The 16,955-nt window shown below is 64.5% G+C and carries 19 protein-coding genes; 12 read left to right on the top strand and 7 right to left on the bottom strand.

Annotated features, from left to right (window positions below):
* Positions 1-4: 4 nt before the first annotated feature.
* Positions 5-1,246, bottom strand: a complete 1,242-nt coding sequence (locus ACODSN_RS07150; RefSeq protein WP_489054229.1) for an ATP-binding protein — start codon at positions 1,244-1,246, stop codon at positions 5-7.
* 99 nt (positions 1,247-1,345) lie between these two features.
* Between ACODSN_RS07150 and ACODSN_RS07145 the strand changes: the two genes are divergently transcribed.
* From ACODSN_RS07145 to ACODSN_RS07130, 4 genes are read left to right on the top strand one after another with little or no spacing between them, the layout of a single operon-like run.
* Complete coding sequence (locus ACODSN_RS07145; RefSeq protein WP_489054228.1) at positions 1,346-1,786, top strand: hypothetical protein; 441 nt, start codon at positions 1,346-1,348, stop codon at positions 1,784-1,786.
* A gap of 27 nt (positions 1,787-1,813) precedes the next feature.
* The gene (locus tag ACODSN_RS07140) at positions 1,814-2,101 is read left to right on the top strand and encodes an HPr-rel-A system PqqD family peptide chaperone (RefSeq protein WP_489054227.1); all 288 of its coding nucleotides are present in this window, start codon (positions 1,814-1,816) and stop codon (positions 2,099-2,101) included.
* Positions 2,098-2,961 (top strand): HprK-related kinase A, encoded by an 864-nt coding sequence (locus ACODSN_RS07135; RefSeq protein ID WP_489054226.1) that lies wholly within the window; start codon positions 2,098-2,100, stop codon positions 2,959-2,961. Before ACODSN_RS07140 ends, ACODSN_RS07135 begins: the two co-directional genes overlap by 4 nt.
* Positions 2,958-4,001 carry a nucleotidyltransferase domain-containing protein gene (locus ACODSN_RS07130; protein WP_489054224.1) on the top strand — a complete coding sequence of 348 codons (1,044 nt, stop codon included), beginning with the start codon at positions 2,958-2,960 and terminating at the stop codon, positions 3,999-4,001. The genes ACODSN_RS07135 and ACODSN_RS07130 overlap by 4 nt, the downstream gene beginning before the upstream one ends.
* 9 nt (positions 4,002-4,010) lie before the next feature.
* Here the strand turns inward: ACODSN_RS07130 and ACODSN_RS07125 are convergent, their stop codons facing one another.
* Positions 4,011-5,336, bottom strand: coding sequence for an amidohydrolase (locus tag ACODSN_RS07125; protein WP_489054223.1), 1,326 nt, complete (start codon positions 5,334-5,336; stop codon positions 4,011-4,013).
* 104 nt (positions 5,337-5,440) lie between these two features.
* Here ACODSN_RS07125 and ACODSN_RS07120 point away from each other — a divergent pair, with 104 nt between their 5' ends.
* Entirely contained in the window at positions 5,441-6,013 is a 573-nt protein-coding gene (locus ACODSN_RS07120; protein WP_489054222.1) for a septal ring lytic transglycosylase RlpA family protein, read from the top strand.
* Between the two features lie 10 nt (positions 6,014-6,023).
* On the opposite strand, the gene ACODSN_RS07115 is transcribed toward ACODSN_RS07120, so the two are convergent.
* Positions 6,024-6,815, bottom strand: coding sequence for a 3-hydroxybutyrate dehydrogenase (locus tag ACODSN_RS07115; RefSeq protein ID WP_489054221.1), 792 nt, complete (start codon positions 6,813-6,815; stop codon positions 6,024-6,026).
* Entirely contained in the window at positions 6,812-7,990 is a 1,179-nt protein-coding gene (locus tag ACODSN_RS07110) for a patatin-like phospholipase family protein (protein WP_489054219.1), read from the bottom strand. The genes ACODSN_RS07115 and ACODSN_RS07110 overlap by 4 nt, the downstream gene beginning before the upstream one ends.
* 147 nt (positions 7,991-8,137) lie before the next feature.
* Between ACODSN_RS07110 and ypfJ the strand changes: the two genes are divergently transcribed.
* Complete coding sequence (gene ypfJ / locus ACODSN_RS07105) at positions 8,138-9,016, top strand: KPN_02809 family neutral zinc metallopeptidase (RefSeq protein WP_489054218.1); 879 nt, start codon at positions 8,138-8,140, stop codon at positions 9,014-9,016.
* 405 nt (positions 9,017-9,421) lie between these two features.
* Here ypfJ and ACODSN_RS07100 read toward each other — a convergent pair whose 3' ends face one another.
* Positions 9,422-9,607, bottom strand: coding sequence for a hypothetical protein (locus tag ACODSN_RS07100; RefSeq protein WP_489054217.1), 186 nt, complete (start codon positions 9,605-9,607; stop codon positions 9,422-9,424).
* Between the two features lie 103 nt (positions 9,608-9,710).
* Between ACODSN_RS07100 and ACODSN_RS07095 the strand changes: the two genes are divergently transcribed.
* From ACODSN_RS07095 to xth, 6 genes are all read left to right on the top strand, one after another.
* Positions 9,711-12,404 (top strand): bifunctional [glutamine synthetase] adenylyltransferase/[glutamine synthetase]-adenylyl-L-tyrosine phosphorylase, encoded by a 2,694-nt coding sequence (locus tag ACODSN_RS07095; RefSeq protein ID WP_489054215.1) that lies wholly within the window; start codon positions 9,711-9,713, stop codon positions 12,402-12,404.
* Positions 12,398-12,859 (top strand): thioredoxin-dependent thiol peroxidase, encoded by a 462-nt coding sequence (gene bcp / locus ACODSN_RS07090; RefSeq protein ID WP_489054214.1) that lies wholly within the window; start codon positions 12,398-12,400, stop codon positions 12,857-12,859. The genes ACODSN_RS07095 and bcp overlap by 7 nt, the downstream gene beginning before the upstream one ends.
* A 41-nt stretch (positions 12,860-12,900) precedes the next feature.
* Complete coding sequence (locus ACODSN_RS07085) at positions 12,901-13,665, top strand: ferritin-like domain-containing protein (protein WP_489054213.1); 765 nt, start codon at positions 12,901-12,903, stop codon at positions 13,663-13,665.
* A 159-nt stretch (positions 13,666-13,824) separates the two neighbouring features.
* Positions 13,825-14,499, top strand: a complete 675-nt coding sequence (locus tag ACODSN_RS07080) for a M23 family metallopeptidase (RefSeq protein WP_489054212.1) — start codon at positions 13,825-13,827, stop codon at positions 14,497-14,499.
* Between the two features lie 78 nt (positions 14,500-14,577).
* Positions 14,578-14,904, top strand: coding sequence for an iron-sulfur cluster insertion protein ErpA (gene erpA, locus ACODSN_RS07075; RefSeq protein ID WP_489054211.1), 327 nt, complete (start codon positions 14,578-14,580; stop codon positions 14,902-14,904).
* A gap of 67 nt (positions 14,905-14,971) precedes the next feature.
* Positions 14,972-15,745, top strand: coding sequence for an exodeoxyribonuclease III (gene xth, locus ACODSN_RS07070; RefSeq protein WP_489054210.1), 774 nt, complete (start codon positions 14,972-14,974; stop codon positions 15,743-15,745).
* Between the two features lie 76 nt (positions 15,746-15,821).
* Here xth and ACODSN_RS07065 read toward each other — a convergent pair whose 3' ends face one another.
* Positions 15,822-16,349 (bottom strand): CarD family transcriptional regulator, encoded by a 528-nt coding sequence (locus ACODSN_RS07065; RefSeq protein WP_489054209.1) that lies wholly within the window; start codon positions 16,347-16,349, stop codon positions 15,822-15,824.
* 249 nt (positions 16,350-16,598) lie between these two features.
* Positions 16,599-16,937 carry a ferredoxin FdxA gene (gene fdxA / locus ACODSN_RS07060; RefSeq protein ID WP_489054208.1) on the bottom strand — a complete coding sequence of 113 codons (339 nt, stop codon included), beginning with the start codon at positions 16,935-16,937 and terminating at the stop codon, positions 16,599-16,601.
* Positions 16,938-16,955: the final 18 nt, after the last annotated feature.

Raw genomic sequence — 16,955 nt, 5'->3', positions numbered from 1 at the left:
GGTCTCACGCTTCCGCCGTATCCGGCAGGGGAACGGGCAACAGGACGGTGATCGTCGTGCCTTTGCCAAGCGTGCTGGCGATGTCGAGCCGTCCGCGATGCCGTTCGACGATGTGCTTGACGATGGCGAGGCCAAGGCCCGTACCACCGACCGCGCGGCTGCGTCCCGAATCGACGCGATAGAAACGCTCGGTCAGCCGCGGCAGGTGATCGGGGCCGATGCCGTCGCCCTCGTCGGTCACGGTCAGGCGTGTCATTCCGCCCGGACCATCGCTCAGGCGCACGGTGATCGGCGTGCCGGGTCGGCCATATTTCGCCGCATTGCCGATCAGATTATGCAGCAGTTGCGACAATTGCGCGCGGTCGCCCTGAACGGCGGGCAGGTCCGGGCGGATGTCCATCTCCACCTCACGGCCGCGATCGCCATGGCTCGCGCGGAACACACCCACCACTTCGGCCACCAGTTCGGACAGGTCGACATGAGCATCGGGCAGGCGATATTTTTCCGCCTCTATCCGCGAAAGCGACATGAGATCGTCGACCAGCCGCTGCATGCGCCGCGCCTCGCGATCCATGATGCCGAGAAATCGCACGCGGGTTTCGTCATCCTTGCCGAGTTCCGGGTCGGCGAGCGTTTCGATGAAGCCCAATATCCCCGCGAGCGGCGTGCGCAGTTCGTGGCTCGCATTGGCGACGAAATCGACGCGCATCTTTTCGGCGGCATAGGCGCCGCTGCGATCGACCAGATGGACCAGCCTTCGCGCGGCCGCGACCGCGCCAAATGGCGCGACATGCATGTGCCAGCGTTGTTCGCGCGCGCCCAGGCCAACCAGTTCGATCATGATCGGTTCGGGCATCGGTGCGCTGCTCGCCAGCCGTTCGGCGGCGGCGGGATGGCGGATGGCAATGCGCGCGTCCTCGCCATCGATATGCGCGCCCAGCAGCCGATGCGCCGCGCGATTGGCGCGCACGATCCGGCCGCGCTCCACCAGCATCAGCGGATCGGATATCGCTTCCAGAAGGTCGGCGAAATCATCATGGTCGATGATGTCGGGCGGCTCGATCGGTGCGATCGGCCTGTCCCCCGTTGCTGCGTCTCCCTGAGACAGGATCAGCCCGATGATCAGGCCTGCGACGACCGGAAACAGGATCATCAGCGCCGACGCGCCGGTCATCAACGCGGCCCCCGCGCCCAGCAGGAGGACCGCGAACGACGCAGTGATCTGGGAAATGCTCAATCGATTCATGGTTACCGCACTGGATTATTCGCGACTTTGCTGCGATGTTCATTCAGACTAGCGGATGTTCTTTACATTTTGGCAAGCGCAATAGCGGATCAGGACGAGATGAGCGAGCAGGGGCCGGAACAGGAAGCCGCCGCGCGGCAGGACGCGGAGAATCCGCGCGAGGGACCGGATATGGCCGTGCCGTCGCGTCGTCAGTTGCTGATGGGTGGCGCGGTCGCGGCGTCGGCGATCGTCTCCATTCGCCCCGCGCTCGCCAGCACGGCGGCGTCGGTGCTCAACTGCACGATCCCGGTGCCCGATCAGGGGCGGGCAGGCGGGGCCATCGCACCCAATGGTCAGGTCGTGCCGGCGGGAACGCCGGGGGCTTTCCCTGCCTCGGGCCGCACCTTTACCGGCGAACAGGTCAAGCAGGCGTTGCGCGGCCGGCCGCTGCCCGGCACTCGCTACGATCAGAATCAGGCCTATCTCAACTATATCCGCCGGCTTCAGTCGGGGACGAGCGGCTTTACCTGCTACGCATCCTTGCAGATGCCGCGCTGACCCGATCCTGCATTTCACGCTTTCCCGATGAGCGCGCCGATCCTCTACCGGCATGAGGGCGACGACGCGGTGCTGACCCGAGCGCTCGACGATATCGTCCTGCTGTTTCACCGCCCGTCGGGCCAAACGCATATCGTGGTCAGTCCGGTGCCCGAACTGCTTGCCGCCCTGCGCGACGGTGGCCCGGCGACCGCGCCGGATTTGCTCGACCGGCTGTCCGCCACCTATGATCTTGGCCCGGCTGCCGACGCGATCGGGCAGATCGAGGCGCATCTGGCCGAACTGGCGGCGCTGGGACTGGTGCGGCGAGCGTGACGCATTGCCTGACCCTGCGCATCGGTCCGGCGACCTTCCGCATCGGATCGGCCTGGCGCGGACCGCTCCGGCAATTGCAGCGCCTTTACGCCGCCTATCCCGATGTGACCGACAGCATCGCCGACTTCACCGTGCGGCTGGAACCGACCAGCATGATGCGCCGCTGGGTCCGGCCGTCCATCTTCATTACCGGCGATCACGGGCTGGCCGACGCGGCGCCGATGAGCCTCGCCCATGGGTTGCTGGCGGCGGAAATGGGCATGAACCTGCAAATGGCACTGGGCTGGCGGCGGCATCTGCTGCTGCACGCGTCGAGCGTCGAGAAGGACGGACGGGTGCTGGTGATGACCGGCGAGTCGGGGTCGGGCAAGTCGACGCTGGCGGCGCAACTGGGCGAGCGCGGCTGGCGGCTGATGGGGGATGAGTTCGCCCTGCTCGATCTGGTGACGGGCGCGATCCTGCCGTTCCCCCGGCTGGTGTCGCTCAAGAACCGCGCGATCGACGTCATGGCGGGCGAGGTTTCGGCGGATCGCATGGGTCCGCTGCTGGCGGCGACCGCCAAGGGCGATATCCGCCATCTCGTGCCGCGCACCGACGCGGTCGCGCGCATGGATGAGAGCGGGATGCCTGCGCTGCTGCTCTTTCCCCGCTTCGGCCATGCCGTCGATGTCCGCCCGGTCGGGCAGGGCGAGATATTCATGCGGTTGACGCAGGCATCGACCAATTATGTCGCGCTTGGCGAGGCGGGGTTTGCGGCGCTCAGCCGGTTCGTCACTACCGTGCCCGCCACCGCGATCGACTTTCCCTCCAGCGATGCGGCGATCGCGCTGGTCGAGCAATTATGGGCGGAGCGCACATGAAGGACGCGCGCCTGCTCGTCGTCGCGTTGCGCGACCCCGCTAGCGTCGATGGGCTTTCGCCTGCCGACTGGAACGCGCTGATCGCGATGGCGCGCGCGGAGCGATTGATCGGCACATTGGCGGCGCGGCTGGCGGACCGTGACGTTCCCATGGCGGTAAGGTCGATCCTTGCCGACGCACGGCTCGATGCGGCGCGCGAAGCACAGCAGGCCCTGTGGGAAGCGGATCGGGCGATGGCTGCGCTGGCCGATTTGGACGTTTCGGCCATCCTGCTCAAGGGCACGGCCTATGCCGCCGCCGGCCTGAAAGCGGGCGAGGGGCGTTTTATCGGCGATCTCGACATATTGGTGCCACGCGAAGCGCTGGATGCGGTCGAGGCGGCATTGTTCGCGGCGGGATGGGAATGGGCCAAGCCCGATCCCTATGACGACGCCTATTATCGGCAATGGATGCATGAACTGCCGCCGATGATCCATCAGACGCGCGACCGGATGATCGACGTGCACCACACCATATTGCCGCTGACCGCGCGCCCGACCCCCGATGCCCCAGCGATGATCGCCGATGCGATTCCTATAAGCGATGGGTTATGCGTTCTGTCGCCCGAACATATGATCTGCCATGCAGCGGCGCATATGCTGGCCGATGGCGATTTGCAGGGCGGCTTAAGAAATCTATGGGATATCCATTGCTTATGCCATCAGTTTGGCGCGGCGCAGGAGGATTTCTACCTCAGCCTGTTCGAAGAGGCTGCATTTCAGCAACTGACCCGCCCTGTCTGGCGTGCCCTGCGGCTGGCTCATCATCTTTATGGAACGCCCGTTAAAGCATACAGTTCGCCTATCCGCGTGAATTATCGGCTGACATTCAGCGACCAATTATTCATCCGACGCTTGCTTGCGCGCGACGCGTGGGGCCGCGAAAGTCGCAAGCTGCTCGTCTTCGCCTTCTTCGTGCGGTCGCACTGGCTGCGGATGCCGCCGCTGATGCTGGCGCGACACCTCTTTATCAAATGGCGCAAGGGGCACCGCCCGGCTTAGGGACGTGGCTCAATCCCGCTTCAATATGTCCAGCGCCAGCACGGTCAGCGCCTCGCTGGCGGTGGCGATGACGGCATCGGCCTGTGGCGCCCAGAATGGACTATGCAGCGAGGGCAGGCTGATTTCGCCCTTCTGCGCTTTGGCATATTGGTCGGCGGGCACGCCGCCGACCCAGAAGATGAAGCTGTTGATCGCCTTGTCCGCGCGATAATAGCGACCGAAATCCTCGCCGCCCATCGACGCCTTCACCTGCTGGACGCGTCCTGTGGGGAAATGCGCGGCGAGTAGCCCCGCCATCGTCTGCGCGAATTCGGGCGGGTTGTAGGTGGAGGGCGTGAATTCATCCTTCACCGTCACCACCGGCATCTTGTCGTCCGGGAAGCCGCCGGCGATCGCCTCGCCCTTCGCGATCCGCTCGATGCCCTTGATAAGCTTCGCCCGCGTCTCGTCCGAATAGCTGCGCACGGTTAACAGCAATTTCGCCTCGTCGGGGATGACATTATGCTTGGCCCCGCCGATGAAGCTGCCGACCGTCACGACAGCCGGGTCGAGCGGGTCCTGTTCCCGGCTGACGAGGGTCTGGAGCGTGGTGACGATGCGCGCGCCCAGCAGGATCGGGTCCTTCGTCGCCTGCGGATAGGCGCCATGGCCGCCCACGCCCTTCACCACGATATCGACGCTGTCGACATTGGCGAGCGCATAGCCCGGCGTATAGCCAATCGTGCCGGCCGGCAGATTGGCGGCGTCGTGGAAGGCGATGGCGTGGGTGGGCCTGGGAAAGCGGGTATACAGCCCGTCCTCCAGCATGGCCCGCGCGCCCTTGCCGACTTCTTCGGCGGGCTGGAGGATCATGACCAGCGTACCCTTCCAGTTCTCCTTCCGCGCAGCCAGCAATCTCGCGGTTTCGATAAAGGCGGTCATATGCGTGTCGTGACCGCACGCGTGCATCACCCCGGTTTCGACGCCATCGGGCGTTTTCGTGCGCACCTTCGACGCGAAGTCGAGGCCGGTCTGTTCGACCACCGGCAGCCCGTCCATATCGGCGCGGATCAGCAGAACCGGGCCGGACCCGTTCTTCATCACCGCGACGACGCCGGTGCCGCCGACTTTTTCGGTCACGTCGAATTTGAGCGCTTTCAGCCGTTTCGCGAGCTTGGCAGCCGTATTCACTTCCTGTCCCGACAGTTCGGGGCTGGCGTGAAGGTCGCGATAGAGCGTCATCAGCCCGTCCATATCGGTCGCGATGGCCGTTCCGATCTCGCTCGGCGCGGCGGGCGCTTGTGCCCCGGCGGCGGTGGACAGGCTGGCGGCGGTCAGGGCGAGCGCGATGCGCATGGCGACAATCTCCTTGTGGGCGAGCCGGAGCATAAGAGGGATCGACGCCGCATCAAGCGCGGATCGCTCTTCGCGCGCCGCCCGATGCTGCTATACGAGCGGGCATGGAGTTTCCGCGAAACAGGCGCGCCTTCGCCGCCATCGTCACGACCCTGCTGCTGTCAGCCTGCGGTGGCGGGCAGTTTCGGCCTGTCAGCGACCTGCCGGTGCGGATCGGGCCGCCCTACAAGGTCGGGGCCATGACTTATGTGCCAGCACCGGACCCCGGCTACGATATGCTCGGCTATGCCAGCTGGTACGGCAATGAATCGGGCAATCGCACCGCCAATGGCGAGCGCTTTCGCGCAGACTGGGTGACGGCGGCGCACACCACTTTGCCGCTGCCTACCTATGTCGAGGTGACGGCGCTGGATACCGGGCGGCGGATCATCGTGCGGGTCAATGATCGCGGCCCCTTTGGCCGGACGAAGCGGATCATCGACCTCTCGCGCGGCGCGGCGGAGGCGCTTGGCATCCGCGCGCAAGGACAGGCCCCGGTGCGCGTGCGGCGGGTGGAGCCGCCGGAGCAAGATCGCGCCTGGCTGCGCAAGGGCAAGCCGGCACGCTACCTGCCGCCGGTCGGACAAAGGACGCTCGACAATCTCCGCGCCCAGCTGGCGGCCAGTCCCCCGCCCTGACCGCTCCGCGTTATTGCGCGGTCCAGCCGCCATCCACGGTGATGTTCGATCCGGTGATGTTCGCCGCCGCATCGCCGCACAGGAACAGCGCAACCGCCGCGACCTGATCGACGGTCACGAATTCCTTGGTCGGTTGTCCGGCGAGCAGCACATCGTTCATCACCTGCTCGCGCGTCATGCCGCGCGCCTTCATCGTGTCGGGAATCTGCGCCTCGACCAGCGGGGTCCACACATAGCCGGGCGAAATGCAGTTGGCGGTCACGCCGAACGTCGCCAGTTCCAGTGCCAGGGTCTTGGTAAGACCGGCGAGGCCGTGCTTGGCGGTGACATAGGCGCTTTTGAACGGCGATGCGGTCAGCGAATGAGCGCTCGCCGTCTGGATGATCCGGCCCCATTTCTTCGACTTCATATAGGGGATGGCGAGCCGCGAGGTGTGGAAGGCGCTGTTGAGGTTGAGCGCGATGATGAGGTTCCACTTGTCGACCGGGAAGTCCTCGACCGGGGCGACATGCTGCATACCGGCATTGTTGATGAGGATGTCGACGCCGCCGAACGCATCGGCCGCATCCTTCATCATCGCCTCGATCTCTTCCTGTTTGGTGAGGTCATGGCCCGAATAGCGCGCACCCGCGCCGCTCGCCGCTTCCAGCGCGAGCCGTTCCTGCTCGATCGCCTGCGCATCGCCAAAACCGTTGATGACGATGTTCGCGCCTTCGGCCGCGAGCAGCTGGGCGTAGGCGAGGCCGATGCCGGAGGTCGAGCCGGTGATGAGCGCGGTCTTGCCTGCTAAGGATTTGCTCATGCTGATTTCTCCTTGAGATGGTCGGGCCGGTCGAGGTCGAAGGTGGCGCTCTTGCCGTCGAGGATGTTGCTGGCGATAAGGTCGCCCTTGTGCATGACTTCCTTCACCGCCTCGCGCCCCTGCGACCAGTGATCGAGCATGGTCGAGCGGGAAAATTCGAAGTCCTTCGCCCCGCTTTCCCACGCGCGGCTGCGATAGATGAGATGGACGATGTTGAGCGATCCGGTGTCGAGCAACTGGCGCAGGCGATCGGCTTCAGGGCCGTGCTGCATGTCGGGGGGCAACTTGTCGAGGATCGCGCGGATCGCCTTATGTTCGCGGCGCAGGCGCAGATATTGGTCCGTAACCTGACGGGTGCGGCTGGAATATTGGATATCCTTGGCGCGCGAATAAACATCGGTCATCTGGCGCGGCATCGGTCCCTCAGCAGGGAACAGATCGACCTGGAACACCAGCATATCGCCGGATTGATGTTCGAGCACATGGGCCAGCGGGGTATTCGAGACGAGACCGCCGTCCCAATAATGGCGGCCGTCAATCTCCACCGGCGGCAGGCCCGGCGGCAGTGCGCCCGACGCCATGATGTGGCGCGCGTCGATCCGCGTATTACCGCCGGGGCCGCGTGTGTCCCAATAGGCGAAATTGCCGCTTTCGACATCGACCGCGCCGACCGAAATCCTGACCGGACCCTCGTTCAGCAGATCCCAGTCGATGAGATTGTTGAGCGTGTCCTGCAACGGCGCGCTGTCATAAAAGCTGATCGCGCCGGTCGTCCCCGCGGGCATCAGCGGCGCTGGCCACAGGCGCGGGCGGAACATGCCCGGCACGCCGAAGGTCGCGACCGCGCCCGCGGCCGCCAGATGCATGACTTCGCGAATCTGGTTGATTTCGGGCAGCAGTACATTGGGCATGCCGCCGGATACGGTGCGCCAGAATTTCTTGAGGCGGCTAAGGCGCTTATGGGGCGGATTTCCGGCGATGATCGCGGCGTTGACCGCGCCGATCGAAATGCCCGCGACCCAGGTCACGTCGATCGCCAGTTCGTCCAGCCGCTCATACACGCCAGCCTGGAACGATCCAAGCGCACCGCCGCCCTGAAGCAGCAGCGCCACCTGACGGGGCAAGGGAAGCGGGGTGGCGGCGCGTCGACGCGCCTGCGGTTCGGTATCGGCCATGTCGCAGCGCAATATAGGGTTTGCCAGCGGCTTTCCAACTTAATGTCGCGTAACAATTTATGCCGCGCGCGCAACCATATGAGCGGGCGGACGGTTCCCTGCGGGAATCGAATCGCGTAGGCAAGGGTCAGAAACAGGGAGGGCGCCATGCGGCTGGACGACGAACAGGAAAGCAGCAATTTCGAGGTGCAGGACGGGCGCGGCGGCGGCTTTGGCGGCGGTATGGGTGGTCTTGGCATGTTGCTGCCGTTGGTCGGCAGCCGTTTTGGCTGCGGCGGCATCGTCATCGTGCTGATCATCGCCGCCGTCATGGGTCTCAACCCGTTGAGCCTGATCGGAATCGGCGGGCCGTCGCCGACGCAGCAGTCGGCGCCCGCCGGTCGCGACCCCAAGCAACTCACCGAAATCCAGCACTGGTCGCTCAAGGTGCTGGGAACGACCGAGCGGGTATGGGGTCAGGTTTTCAAGGAGGAGGGACGCCAATATGAGCCGACCACCCTGTCCTTCTATAATCAGAGCGGCACGTCAGGCTGCGGCGCGGCGCAAAGCGCCATGGGGCCGTTCTACTGCCCCACTGACAAGAAGGTCTATCTCGACACGGATTTCTTCACCGAACTGCGCCAGCGTTTCGGTGCGCCGGGCGATTTCGCGCAAGCCTATGTCATCGCGCATGAGGTCGGCCATCATGTTCAGGATCTGGAGGGCACGCTGGGCGAGGTGAACAAGCGTCAGCGCGCCGTGAGCGAGGCGGAGGGCAATGCGCTTCAGGTCCGCGTCGAATTACAGGCGGATTGCTATGCCGGGGTGTGGGCGAAGCGCACCGGCCTGATGGAGCAGGGCGATCTGGAGGAAGGGATGACTGCGGCGCAGGCGATTGGCGACGATACGCTGCAACAATCGGCCGGGCGCAGGCCAGTGCCAGAAAGCTTCACCCATGGCAGCAGCGCGCAACGGATGGAGTGGCTGCGCAAGGGATTGTCGACCGGCGACCCGGCGCAGTGCGACACCTTTTCCGGCGGAGCATGATCGCTACGCCGGATCGTGGCCCTATCGCAGTTCGGGTAAAGGGCCGCCATAGGGCGTCGGTGGGGGCGACGTTGGTAAGGGCGGTGTCGGGGCCGGATCGGCAGCCGGGACCGGCGCGGCGGGCGGTGCCGGCGGCGGTGCGAAACCCGGCATGTCTGGCGGAGCGATACCGACAGGCGGTGCATAGACAGGAGGCGCCGAAGCGGGCTGGGCAGCAGGCGGCTGGGGAACGGCAGGAGCGGGGGATACCTCGGAACCCGGCGACTGCATCGATGGAGGTAAGACCGCCTGCACGACCAGAACGGCCAGGGGCGCCGCTATCAGGACGCCGATCGCAAAAGCCTTATACATGCCGTGAATTTACAGAGCAGATATGAACAAAAGACTGACGAGCGAAGGGAGTTGTCAGTCCCTGTCCAGCTTTGACAGCAGGTCGAGCATATCGGCCGGCACGGTCCCGCACCCGGCCCGGAAACTGTTCCGCAGCGCATTGCCGACGCCGTCATAGCGCAGCGGCGCGCCAACGGTCAGCAATCGCTGTCCGCTGCGTTCCCCCGCGATCCGGGGCTGGCCACCATATTTCCGCTTCATGTCCATATTCCCAGAACGACCGCGATATCCAAAAGTTTCGGGCCAAAAGGGTCTGGCCTTTGCGACGGCGGGGCGCGATAGCGTGGGAAGGAGGATGCGAACAATGCCGGGTTGGTCAGATGCGCAGGCACGAATCAGGGCGCATTCGCCTTTTCTGACGCGGATGCTGGATCGTTTTCCGATCGTCGCGGATACATTGGCGACCGGCGATTTCGACGCTGCCCTTACTGCCGCGCGATCGGTCGTTACGCCCGACGATAGTGTCACGCGTTCGCTGCGCCGCCGTCGGGGCGCGCTGGCGCTGGTGACGGCCGCCGCCGATCTGGCGGGCGCATGGGACCTCGACCGGGTGACGCGCACGCTTTCCGACTTTGCCGACCAGGCGGTCGAGGAAGCGCTCGCCGCCGCGATGGCAGAGCGCTATCCCGATGCCCCGCCGGGCGGTTTCGTCGTTCTGGCGCTCGGCAAGCATGGCAGCCGGGAGCTGAACTATTCGTCGGATATCGACCCGATATTGCTCTACGATCCGGCGACCATCCCGCATCGCGCGAAAGAGGAGCCGGCGGAGGCGGCGGTTCGCATCGGCCGGCGGATGACCGAAATATTGAGCGCTCCCGATGGCGATGGCTATGTCTTTCGCGTCGATCTGCGCTTGCGTCCCTCGCCCGAAGCGACGCCGATCGCACTGCCGGTGGAGGCGGCAATCGGCTATTATGAATCGACCGCGCTCGGATGGGAGCAGGCTGCCTTCATCCGCGCCCGGCCTGCGGCTGGCGATCTGGCGCTGGGCGATTATTTCATGCGGTCGATCCGCCCGTTCGTGTGGCGGCGCAATCTCGATTTCGGGGCGATCGACGCGATCGTCGATATCTCGCACCGCATCCGCGACCATTATGCGCAGGGGCAGGCGTTCGGGCCGGGCTATGATCTCAAGCGGGGGCGAGGGGGTATCCGCGAGGTCGAATTTTTCGCGCAGGTGCATCAACTGATCCATGGCGGGCGCGATCCGGCGTTGCGATCGGGCAATACGCGTGAGGCGCTGGCGGCGCTGGCCCAGGCCGGGATTATCGAGGCCGAGGTCGCCGGGCAGCTCGATGCGGCCTATGTCGGCTTCCGCACGATCGAGCATCGCCTGCAGATGGTCGAGGATCTTCAGACCCACGAATTGCCTAAAAAGCCGGCGGCGCTGGACAATGTCGCGCGGCTGCACGGACTGGAGGATGGCGAGGCGTTGCTGACCTTGTTGCGACCGCAGGTGGAGTGGGTCGGGCGCAACTATGACCGGCTGTCCCCGGACAAGGATGATTCGTCGCTGTCGCATGACGACGATCTGCTGCGGGCGCAACTGACGGCGCTGGGTTTTGCCGATGCCGACACGCCGGTCGCCCGGATCGCGCGCTGGCGAGAGGGCAGTATGCGGGCGCTGCGCAGCGCCCCCGCGCGCGAGGCGCTGGAGGCGCTGTTGCCCGGATTGATGCGCACATTGGCGAAGGCCCCCGATCCCGGTCGCGCGCTCAACCGGCTGGACGACATGATCGCGCGTCTGCCGAGCGCGATCAACTTCTTCAAGCTGCTGGCTGCACGCCCGGCGCTGGTCGACCTGCTGGCAGAAATATTGAGCCATGCCCCGACACTGGCGGATGCGCTGTCGCGCCGCGCCGAACTGATCGAGGGATTGATCGACGCCAGCGCCTTCGATCCGCCACCCGCGGTTGAAACGCTTTCCGCGCAATTTGCCATGCTGGAAGCAGGCGAGGATTATCAGGCGCTGCTGGATCGGGTGCGGCAGCGGGTAGGGGACCGCCGTTTCGCGCTGGGGGCGCAGATCATCGTCGGCGGCGATCCGCTGGAGGCCGGACGCGGCTATGCGCGGGTGGCGGAAGGCGCGATCGAGGCGCTCACCGCCGCCACCATCGCCATGTTCGAGGATGTGCATGGCAAAGTGCCCGACGGCGAACTGGTCATTCTGGCGCTCGGGCGGCTGGGCGGCGGCGTGCTGACCCATGCGTCGGACCTCGATCTCGTGTTCCTGTTCACCGGCGACTTCCAGAGCGAATCCAATGGTATGCGGCCGCTCGGCGCGACCCAATATTTCAATCGGCTGGCACAGCGGATCACCAACGCCCTGTCGGTGCCCACCGCCGCCGGGCCGCTCTATGAGGTCGATACGCGGCTGCGTCCGTCGGGCGCTCAGGGCTTGCTGGCGGTGAGTGTGGACAGCTTCGCGCGCTATCAGCGGGAGGAGGCGTGGACCTGGGAGCATCTGGCCCTGACGCGCGCGCGGCCCGTGTTCGGTTCGGCGGCGGCGCGCGCGGCGCTGGCCGCGATCCTGGCGCGGACGCTGGGCCAGCGACGCGATTTCGAGGCGCTTGCACGCCATGCGGTCGCGATGCGGGGGGACATTGCGCGCCATAAGCCACCGGCGGGCGAACTGGACGTTAAGCTGGTGCCGGGCGGGCTGGTTGACCTCGAATTTCTGATCCACGTAACTCAGTTCCGGCATGACATGGCGTTCGTACCCGATCTGCGAGCCGCGCTGTGCGAACTGATCGAGGCCGGCCATCTGCCGACAACGCTGCTGCCGGCGCATGACCTTGTGACCCGATTCCTCATCGTGTCCCGGCTGGTGTCGCCCAAATCGACCGAACCTCCGCAAGCGACGCGGCCGCTGGTGGCCCGTGCCTGCGGCGTGGCGGATTGGGATGCGCTGCTTGAAAGCTACGCCCATGCGCGGCAAAGCATCGGCGACGCCTGGCGCGCGCTTGCCGCGCCCTTTGAGGAGACGACGCAATGCTGACGGTAGGGGACAGCGCGCCCGATGCGGCACTCAAGGATGCGGACGGGCAGGATTTCACGCTGGCGCGCTATCACGGGAAGCCGGTCGTGGTTTATTTCTATCCCAAGGCGGACACGCCCGGCTGCACCAGCGAGGCGAAGGATTTCACCGAACTTGCGCCCGATTTCGCGGCGCTGGGCGTGCCGGTGGTCGGCATATCGAAGGACAAGCCGGCGAAACTCAAGAAATTCGCCGACAAATATGGGCTAACGGTCACGCTCGCCTCCGACGAACCGGGCGCGATGTGCGAGGCGTTCGGGACCTGGGTGGAAAAGAGCCTCTATGGGCGGCACTATATGGGGATCGAGCGGGCGACCTTCCTGATCGACGGCGCGGGCGTGATCCAGCGCGTCTGGCCCAAGGTAAAGGTGAAGGGCCACGCCGCGCAGGTGCTGGAGGCGGCGCAGGCGCTTTGATCCAGTCCGACGCAAGGAAGTCGGTCGGCGAGGCCTGTCGGATGGTGCTGGCCACGGCCGATCCGCGCGCAAAATTGATGGCGGCGCGCTCGACCGCGCGTTCATGGCGACTGGGGCAACTGGCGTTCAGGTTCGATGTCCTCATGCCGGATCGGCCTGCGCGCCCGACGGCACCCGAACTGCTCGCGCCCCGGCACATGCCACGGCGCGGCCGGATCGGATCGGAACGCGGTCGGATCGCCATGCTCCATGCGCTGGCGCATATCGAATTTGTCGCGATCGATCTTGCCTTCGATCTGATCGGGCGCTTTGGCGGCGCATTTCCTGCCGCCTTCGTCGACGACTGGATGCGGGTGGGCAGTGAGGAGGCGATGCACTTCGCGCTGCTGGACCGCCGTTTGCGGCAAATGGGCAGCCATTATGGCGCGTTGCCGGCGCATGACGGGCTGTGGCAGGCGGCGGCCGACACGGCGCATGACGTGCTCGCGCGACTGGCGATCGTGCCGATGGTACTGGAAGCCCGCGCGCTCGATATCACGCCTGCGACCGCCGCGCGGTTCGAAGAAGCTGGCGATGCCGTCTCGACCGCGATCCTGCACCGCATCATGTCCGACGAAATCCGCCATGTCGCGGCGGGCACGAACTGGTTCCGACATGCGGCGAACCGATCCGGCGTTGAACCCATAAAATATTATCAAACAATGGTTAAGCGCCACTTTCGCGGTGGCTTGAAGGCGCCATTCAACGACTCAGCCCGCCGACAGGCCGGTTTAACCCGCGATTTCTATGACGCGCTTGCAACATGAGCGCATATGGGCAGTCTGTAATCGGTGGGGCGGTTTACATCGCTTTAGGTACAATCGGGGAAGCGTCACGAGGCGTTAAGCTTCGGGCGGACAGTCGGGGTCGGCATGCAAATTCTTCGTTGGGTGAATGTTCTTGATTCTAATTGGTTCCGACCGTCGATGAAGATGGCGAGGATTTTCGGGGCGGCAGGGTTGATCGCGGGGCTATGCGCCGCAGCCCCGGCGCAGGCCCTGGACCGTGACGATCCCTATGGCGATGCGTCGGAAATCAACACCAGCCCGCTCGGACCCGCCGATCTCGGCTTTTCCAGCCTTTTCACCAGCCTCCAGCGACTGGATGGCGAGCCACGCTCATCCGCTTACATCCCGTCCGGTCGTCCGGTCGAAAAGCTCGTGCTGACTTCCAATTTCGGTGTTCGGTCCGACCCGTTCAATGGCGGTGCGCGGATGCATAAGGGCATCGATATTCCAGGTCCCATCGGTACGCCGATCCATGCGACCGCCGATGGCATCGTCAACCGCGCCGGTTGGGCCAGCGGTTATGGTAATCTCGTTCAGATTTCGCACGGCAATGGCATGGAAACGCGCTACGGCCATATGTCGAAGCTCCTGGTCGCCCCCAACAGCTATGTGCATCGCGGGCAGGTGATCGGCCTCATGGGCTCCACCGGCCGTTCGACCGGCAGCCACCTCCATTATGAAGTTCGTGTCGAAGGCGCTGCGATCAATCCGATCCCGTTCGTGGCTGGTCCCGACTATCTGATCGCCGTCAATACCAAGCCGCCGATCGCCATGGGTGGCCCGACCAAAGCGCAGGAAAGAGCCGCCGACTGACGGCTGGCCTGGCCCGGATTGCATGAAGGCCCGCAAGCGTGGCTTGCCGGGCCTTTTGCTTGTCCCTATCTAAAGACTATGACCGACATCGATCTCACCCCATCCGCCGCCGCCCGCGTAGCGGCCATCGCTGCCAAGCAGGGCAAGCCGGCTATATTGCGGCTGGCGGTGGAAGGCGGTGGCTGTTCGGGCTTCCAATATCGCTTCGGTCTGGCTGACCTTGTCGAAGCCGATGATGTTGCGGTCGAGCGCGACGGCGTGACGCTGGTCGTCGATGATGTCAGTCTCGATCTCGTGCGCGGATCGGCGGTCGATTTCGTGTCGGATCTGGGCGGTGCGGCGTTCAAGGTGACTAACCCGAACGCCACCGCCGGTTGTGGTTGCGGGTCCAGCTTTTCGGTCTGAGCCGCCTGTCATCGCGCTTGTCCTGACAGGAGCCTCTTCTTAGGGAAGGTTGCGAGGAGACCGGACAATGCGCATCGCGACATTCAACATCAATGGCATCAAGGCGCGGCTGCCGCGCCTGCTGGAATGGCTGAGCGAAACCCAGCCCGATGTCGCCTGTCTTCAGGAAATCAAGACCTCCGACGAGACCTTTCCAGCCAAGGATATCGAGGATGCCGGCTATGGTGTGATCTGGCACGGACAGAAGGGCTTTAACGGCGTCGCCATATTGGCACGGGGCGAGACGCCGGTCGAGGTGCGCCGTGGACTGGAAGGCGAGCCGGAAGACGAGCATAGCCGCTATCTGGAAGCCGATGTGAAGGGCGTGCGCGTCGCCAGCATCTACCTGCCCAACGGTAATCCGCAGCCAGGGCCAAAGTTCGATTATAAGCTGCGCTGGATGGAGCGGTTGCGTGCGCGGGCGAGCGAAATCTGGGCGGAGGAAGTGCCGGCGGTTCTCGCAGGCGATTATAATGTCATCCCGCGTGACAAGGACGTCTATTCGGTCAAGGCGATGCAGGATGATGCGCTGATGCAGCCGGAAAGCCGCGCCGCCTATCGCCGCCTGCTCGCCGATGGCTGGACCGACGCCTTGCTCAGCCGACATCCGGCAGGCGGCGTGTGGACCTTTTGGGATTATCAGATGAACGCGTGGCCGCGCGACGCCGGTTTCCGCATCGACCATCTGCTGCTCAGCCCCGCCGCCGCCGACCGGCTGATCGATGCGCAGGTCGACAAGGCGTTCCGGGGCCGGGAAAAGGCGAGCGATCATGCCCCGACCTGGGTCGAACTGCGCGGTTGATGGATCGCGAACGGGCCAAATGAAAAGGGCGCCCGGATCGGGGCGCCCTTTTCATTCGTCACTGGGGTCGAAAGCCTTAGCTCTCAACCTTCGCATATTTGGGCGCGGCCTCGTTGAGGATGCGCAGGATTTTTTGCAGCGCGGTCGGCTCGTCGGTCTCTTCCATCGCGGCCAGTTCGCGGGCGAGGCGGCTGGAGGCGGCCTCGAAAATCTGACGCTCGGAATAGCTTTGCTCGGGCTGATCGTCGGCGCGGAACAGATCGCGGGTCACTTCGGCGATCGACACGAGGTCGCCCGAATTGATCTTCGCTTCATATTCCTGCGCGCGGCGCGACCACATGGTGCGCTTCACCTTGGGCTTGCCCTTGAGCGTTTCCATCGATTCTTCGAGCGTCTTGTTGGAGGACAGCTTGCGCATGCCCACGCCTTCGGCCTTGTTGGTGGGAACGCGGAGCGTCATGCGCTCCTTTTCGAAGCGGAGAACATAGAGTTCCAGCTCCATGCCGGCGATCTGCTCTTTTTGCAGTTCGACCACACGGCCGACACCATGTTTGGGATAAACGACATAATCACCAACGTCAAAGGACAGCGCCTTGGCAGCCATTTGAAACCTTTCCATTCAATCGGGGAACGGGCGTCGCGGTGCACATGCGGGATACCGCATGCCGGGGGACCCGCGGCGTCACCGTCAGGACATCAGGCAAATTCTCCAGGACGGGCGCGAAAATGCCCGTCTGCTTGAGGAGCCTATAGCAGATTCGTAATAAAATTGCCACCCCCGGTCATATTGACCGGAAAAGCGCCCGATATTGCTGATATGGAGAGGCAGAGATTGTCCGCCGCGCCGGGACTATCAGTCGCCAGCGCCGGGTGTGGGAGAGAAGAATTTCTCCAGCTTGTCCTCAACACCCTTCATCTCGTCCGCGTCGGCGGGTGCGTCGCCCTTGACCGTGATGTTGGGCCATTCGGCAGAGAATTTCGTGTTGAGTTCGAGCCATTTTTCCAGCCCGTTCTCGGTATCGGGCAAAATGGCTTCGGCCGGGCATTCCGGTTCGCACACGCCGCAATCGATGCATTCGCTGGGATTGATGACGAGCATATTCTCGCCCTCGTAGAAACAGTCCACGGGACAGACTTCGACGCAATCCATATATTTGCAGCGGATGCAATTGTCGGTCACGACATAGGTCATTGTCAGGGCACTCGAAAG

The organism is Sphingobium sp. FG11, assembly GCF_057809915.1.
This window is presented reverse-complemented; position numbering and strand designations above follow the sequence as displayed.

Coding starts and splice junctions, on each gene's coding strand:
- ACODSN_RS07125 (WP_489054223.1), bottom strand. CDS start 5,336: ATGCGCATCGCGCTCGCCCTGACCGCCGCCAGCCTGTCCACCGCCGCC.
- ACODSN_RS07085 (WP_489054213.1), top strand. CDS start 12,901: ATGGTGCTGGCCACGGCCGATCCGCGCGCAAAATTGATGGCGGCGCGC.
- ACODSN_RS07065 (WP_489054209.1), bottom strand. CDS start 16,349: ATGGCTGCCAAGGCGCTGTCCTTTGACGTTGGTGATTATGTCGTTTAT.
- erpA (WP_489054211.1), top strand. CDS start 14,578: ATGACCGACATCGATCTCACCCCATCCGCCGCCGCCCGCGTAGCGGCC.
- ACODSN_RS07080 (WP_489054212.1), top strand. CDS start 13,825: ATGAAGATGGCGAGGATTTTCGGGGCGGCAGGGTTGATCGCGGGGCTA.
- ACODSN_RS07130 (WP_489054224.1), top strand. CDS start 2,958: ATGAAGGACGCGCGCCTGCTCGTCGTCGCGTTGCGCGACCCCGCTAGC.
- ACODSN_RS07110 (WP_489054219.1), bottom strand. CDS start 7,990: ATGGCCGATACCGAACCGCAGGCGCGTCGACGCGCCGCCACCCCGCTT.
- ACODSN_RS07115 (WP_489054221.1), bottom strand. CDS start 6,815: ATGAGCAAATCCTTAGCAGGCAAGACCGCGCTCATCACCGGCTCGACC.
- fdxA (WP_489054208.1), bottom strand. CDS start 16,937: ATGACCTATGTCGTGACCGACAATTGCATCCGCTGCAAATATATGGAT.
- ACODSN_RS07095 (WP_489054215.1), top strand. CDS start 9,711: ATGCCGGGTTGGTCAGATGCGCAGGCACGAATCAGGGCGCATTCGCCT.
- ACODSN_RS07145 (WP_489054228.1), top strand. CDS start 1,346: ATGAGCGAGCAGGGGCCGGAACAGGAAGCCGCCGCGCGGCAGGACGCG.
- bcp (WP_489054214.1), top strand. CDS start 12,398: ATGCTGACGGTAGGGGACAGCGCGCCCGATGCGGCACTCAAGGATGCG.
- ACODSN_RS07100 (WP_489054217.1), bottom strand. CDS start 9,607: ATGAAGCGGAAATATGGTGGCCAGCCCCGGATCGCGGGGGAACGCAGC.
- ypfJ (WP_489054218.1), top strand. CDS start 8,138: ATGCGGCTGGACGACGAACAGGAAAGCAGCAATTTCGAGGTGCAGGAC.
- ACODSN_RS07150 (WP_489054229.1), bottom strand. CDS start 1,246: ATGAATCGATTGAGCATTTCCCAGATCACTGCGTCGTTCGCGGTCCTC.
- xth (WP_489054210.1), top strand. CDS start 14,972: ATGCGCATCGCGACATTCAACATCAATGGCATCAAGGCGCGGCTGCCG.
- ACODSN_RS07120 (WP_489054222.1), top strand. CDS start 5,441: ATGGAGTTTCCGCGAAACAGGCGCGCCTTCGCCGCCATCGTCACGACC.
- ACODSN_RS07140 (WP_489054227.1), top strand. CDS start 1,814: ATGAGCGCGCCGATCCTCTACCGGCATGAGGGCGACGACGCGGTGCTG.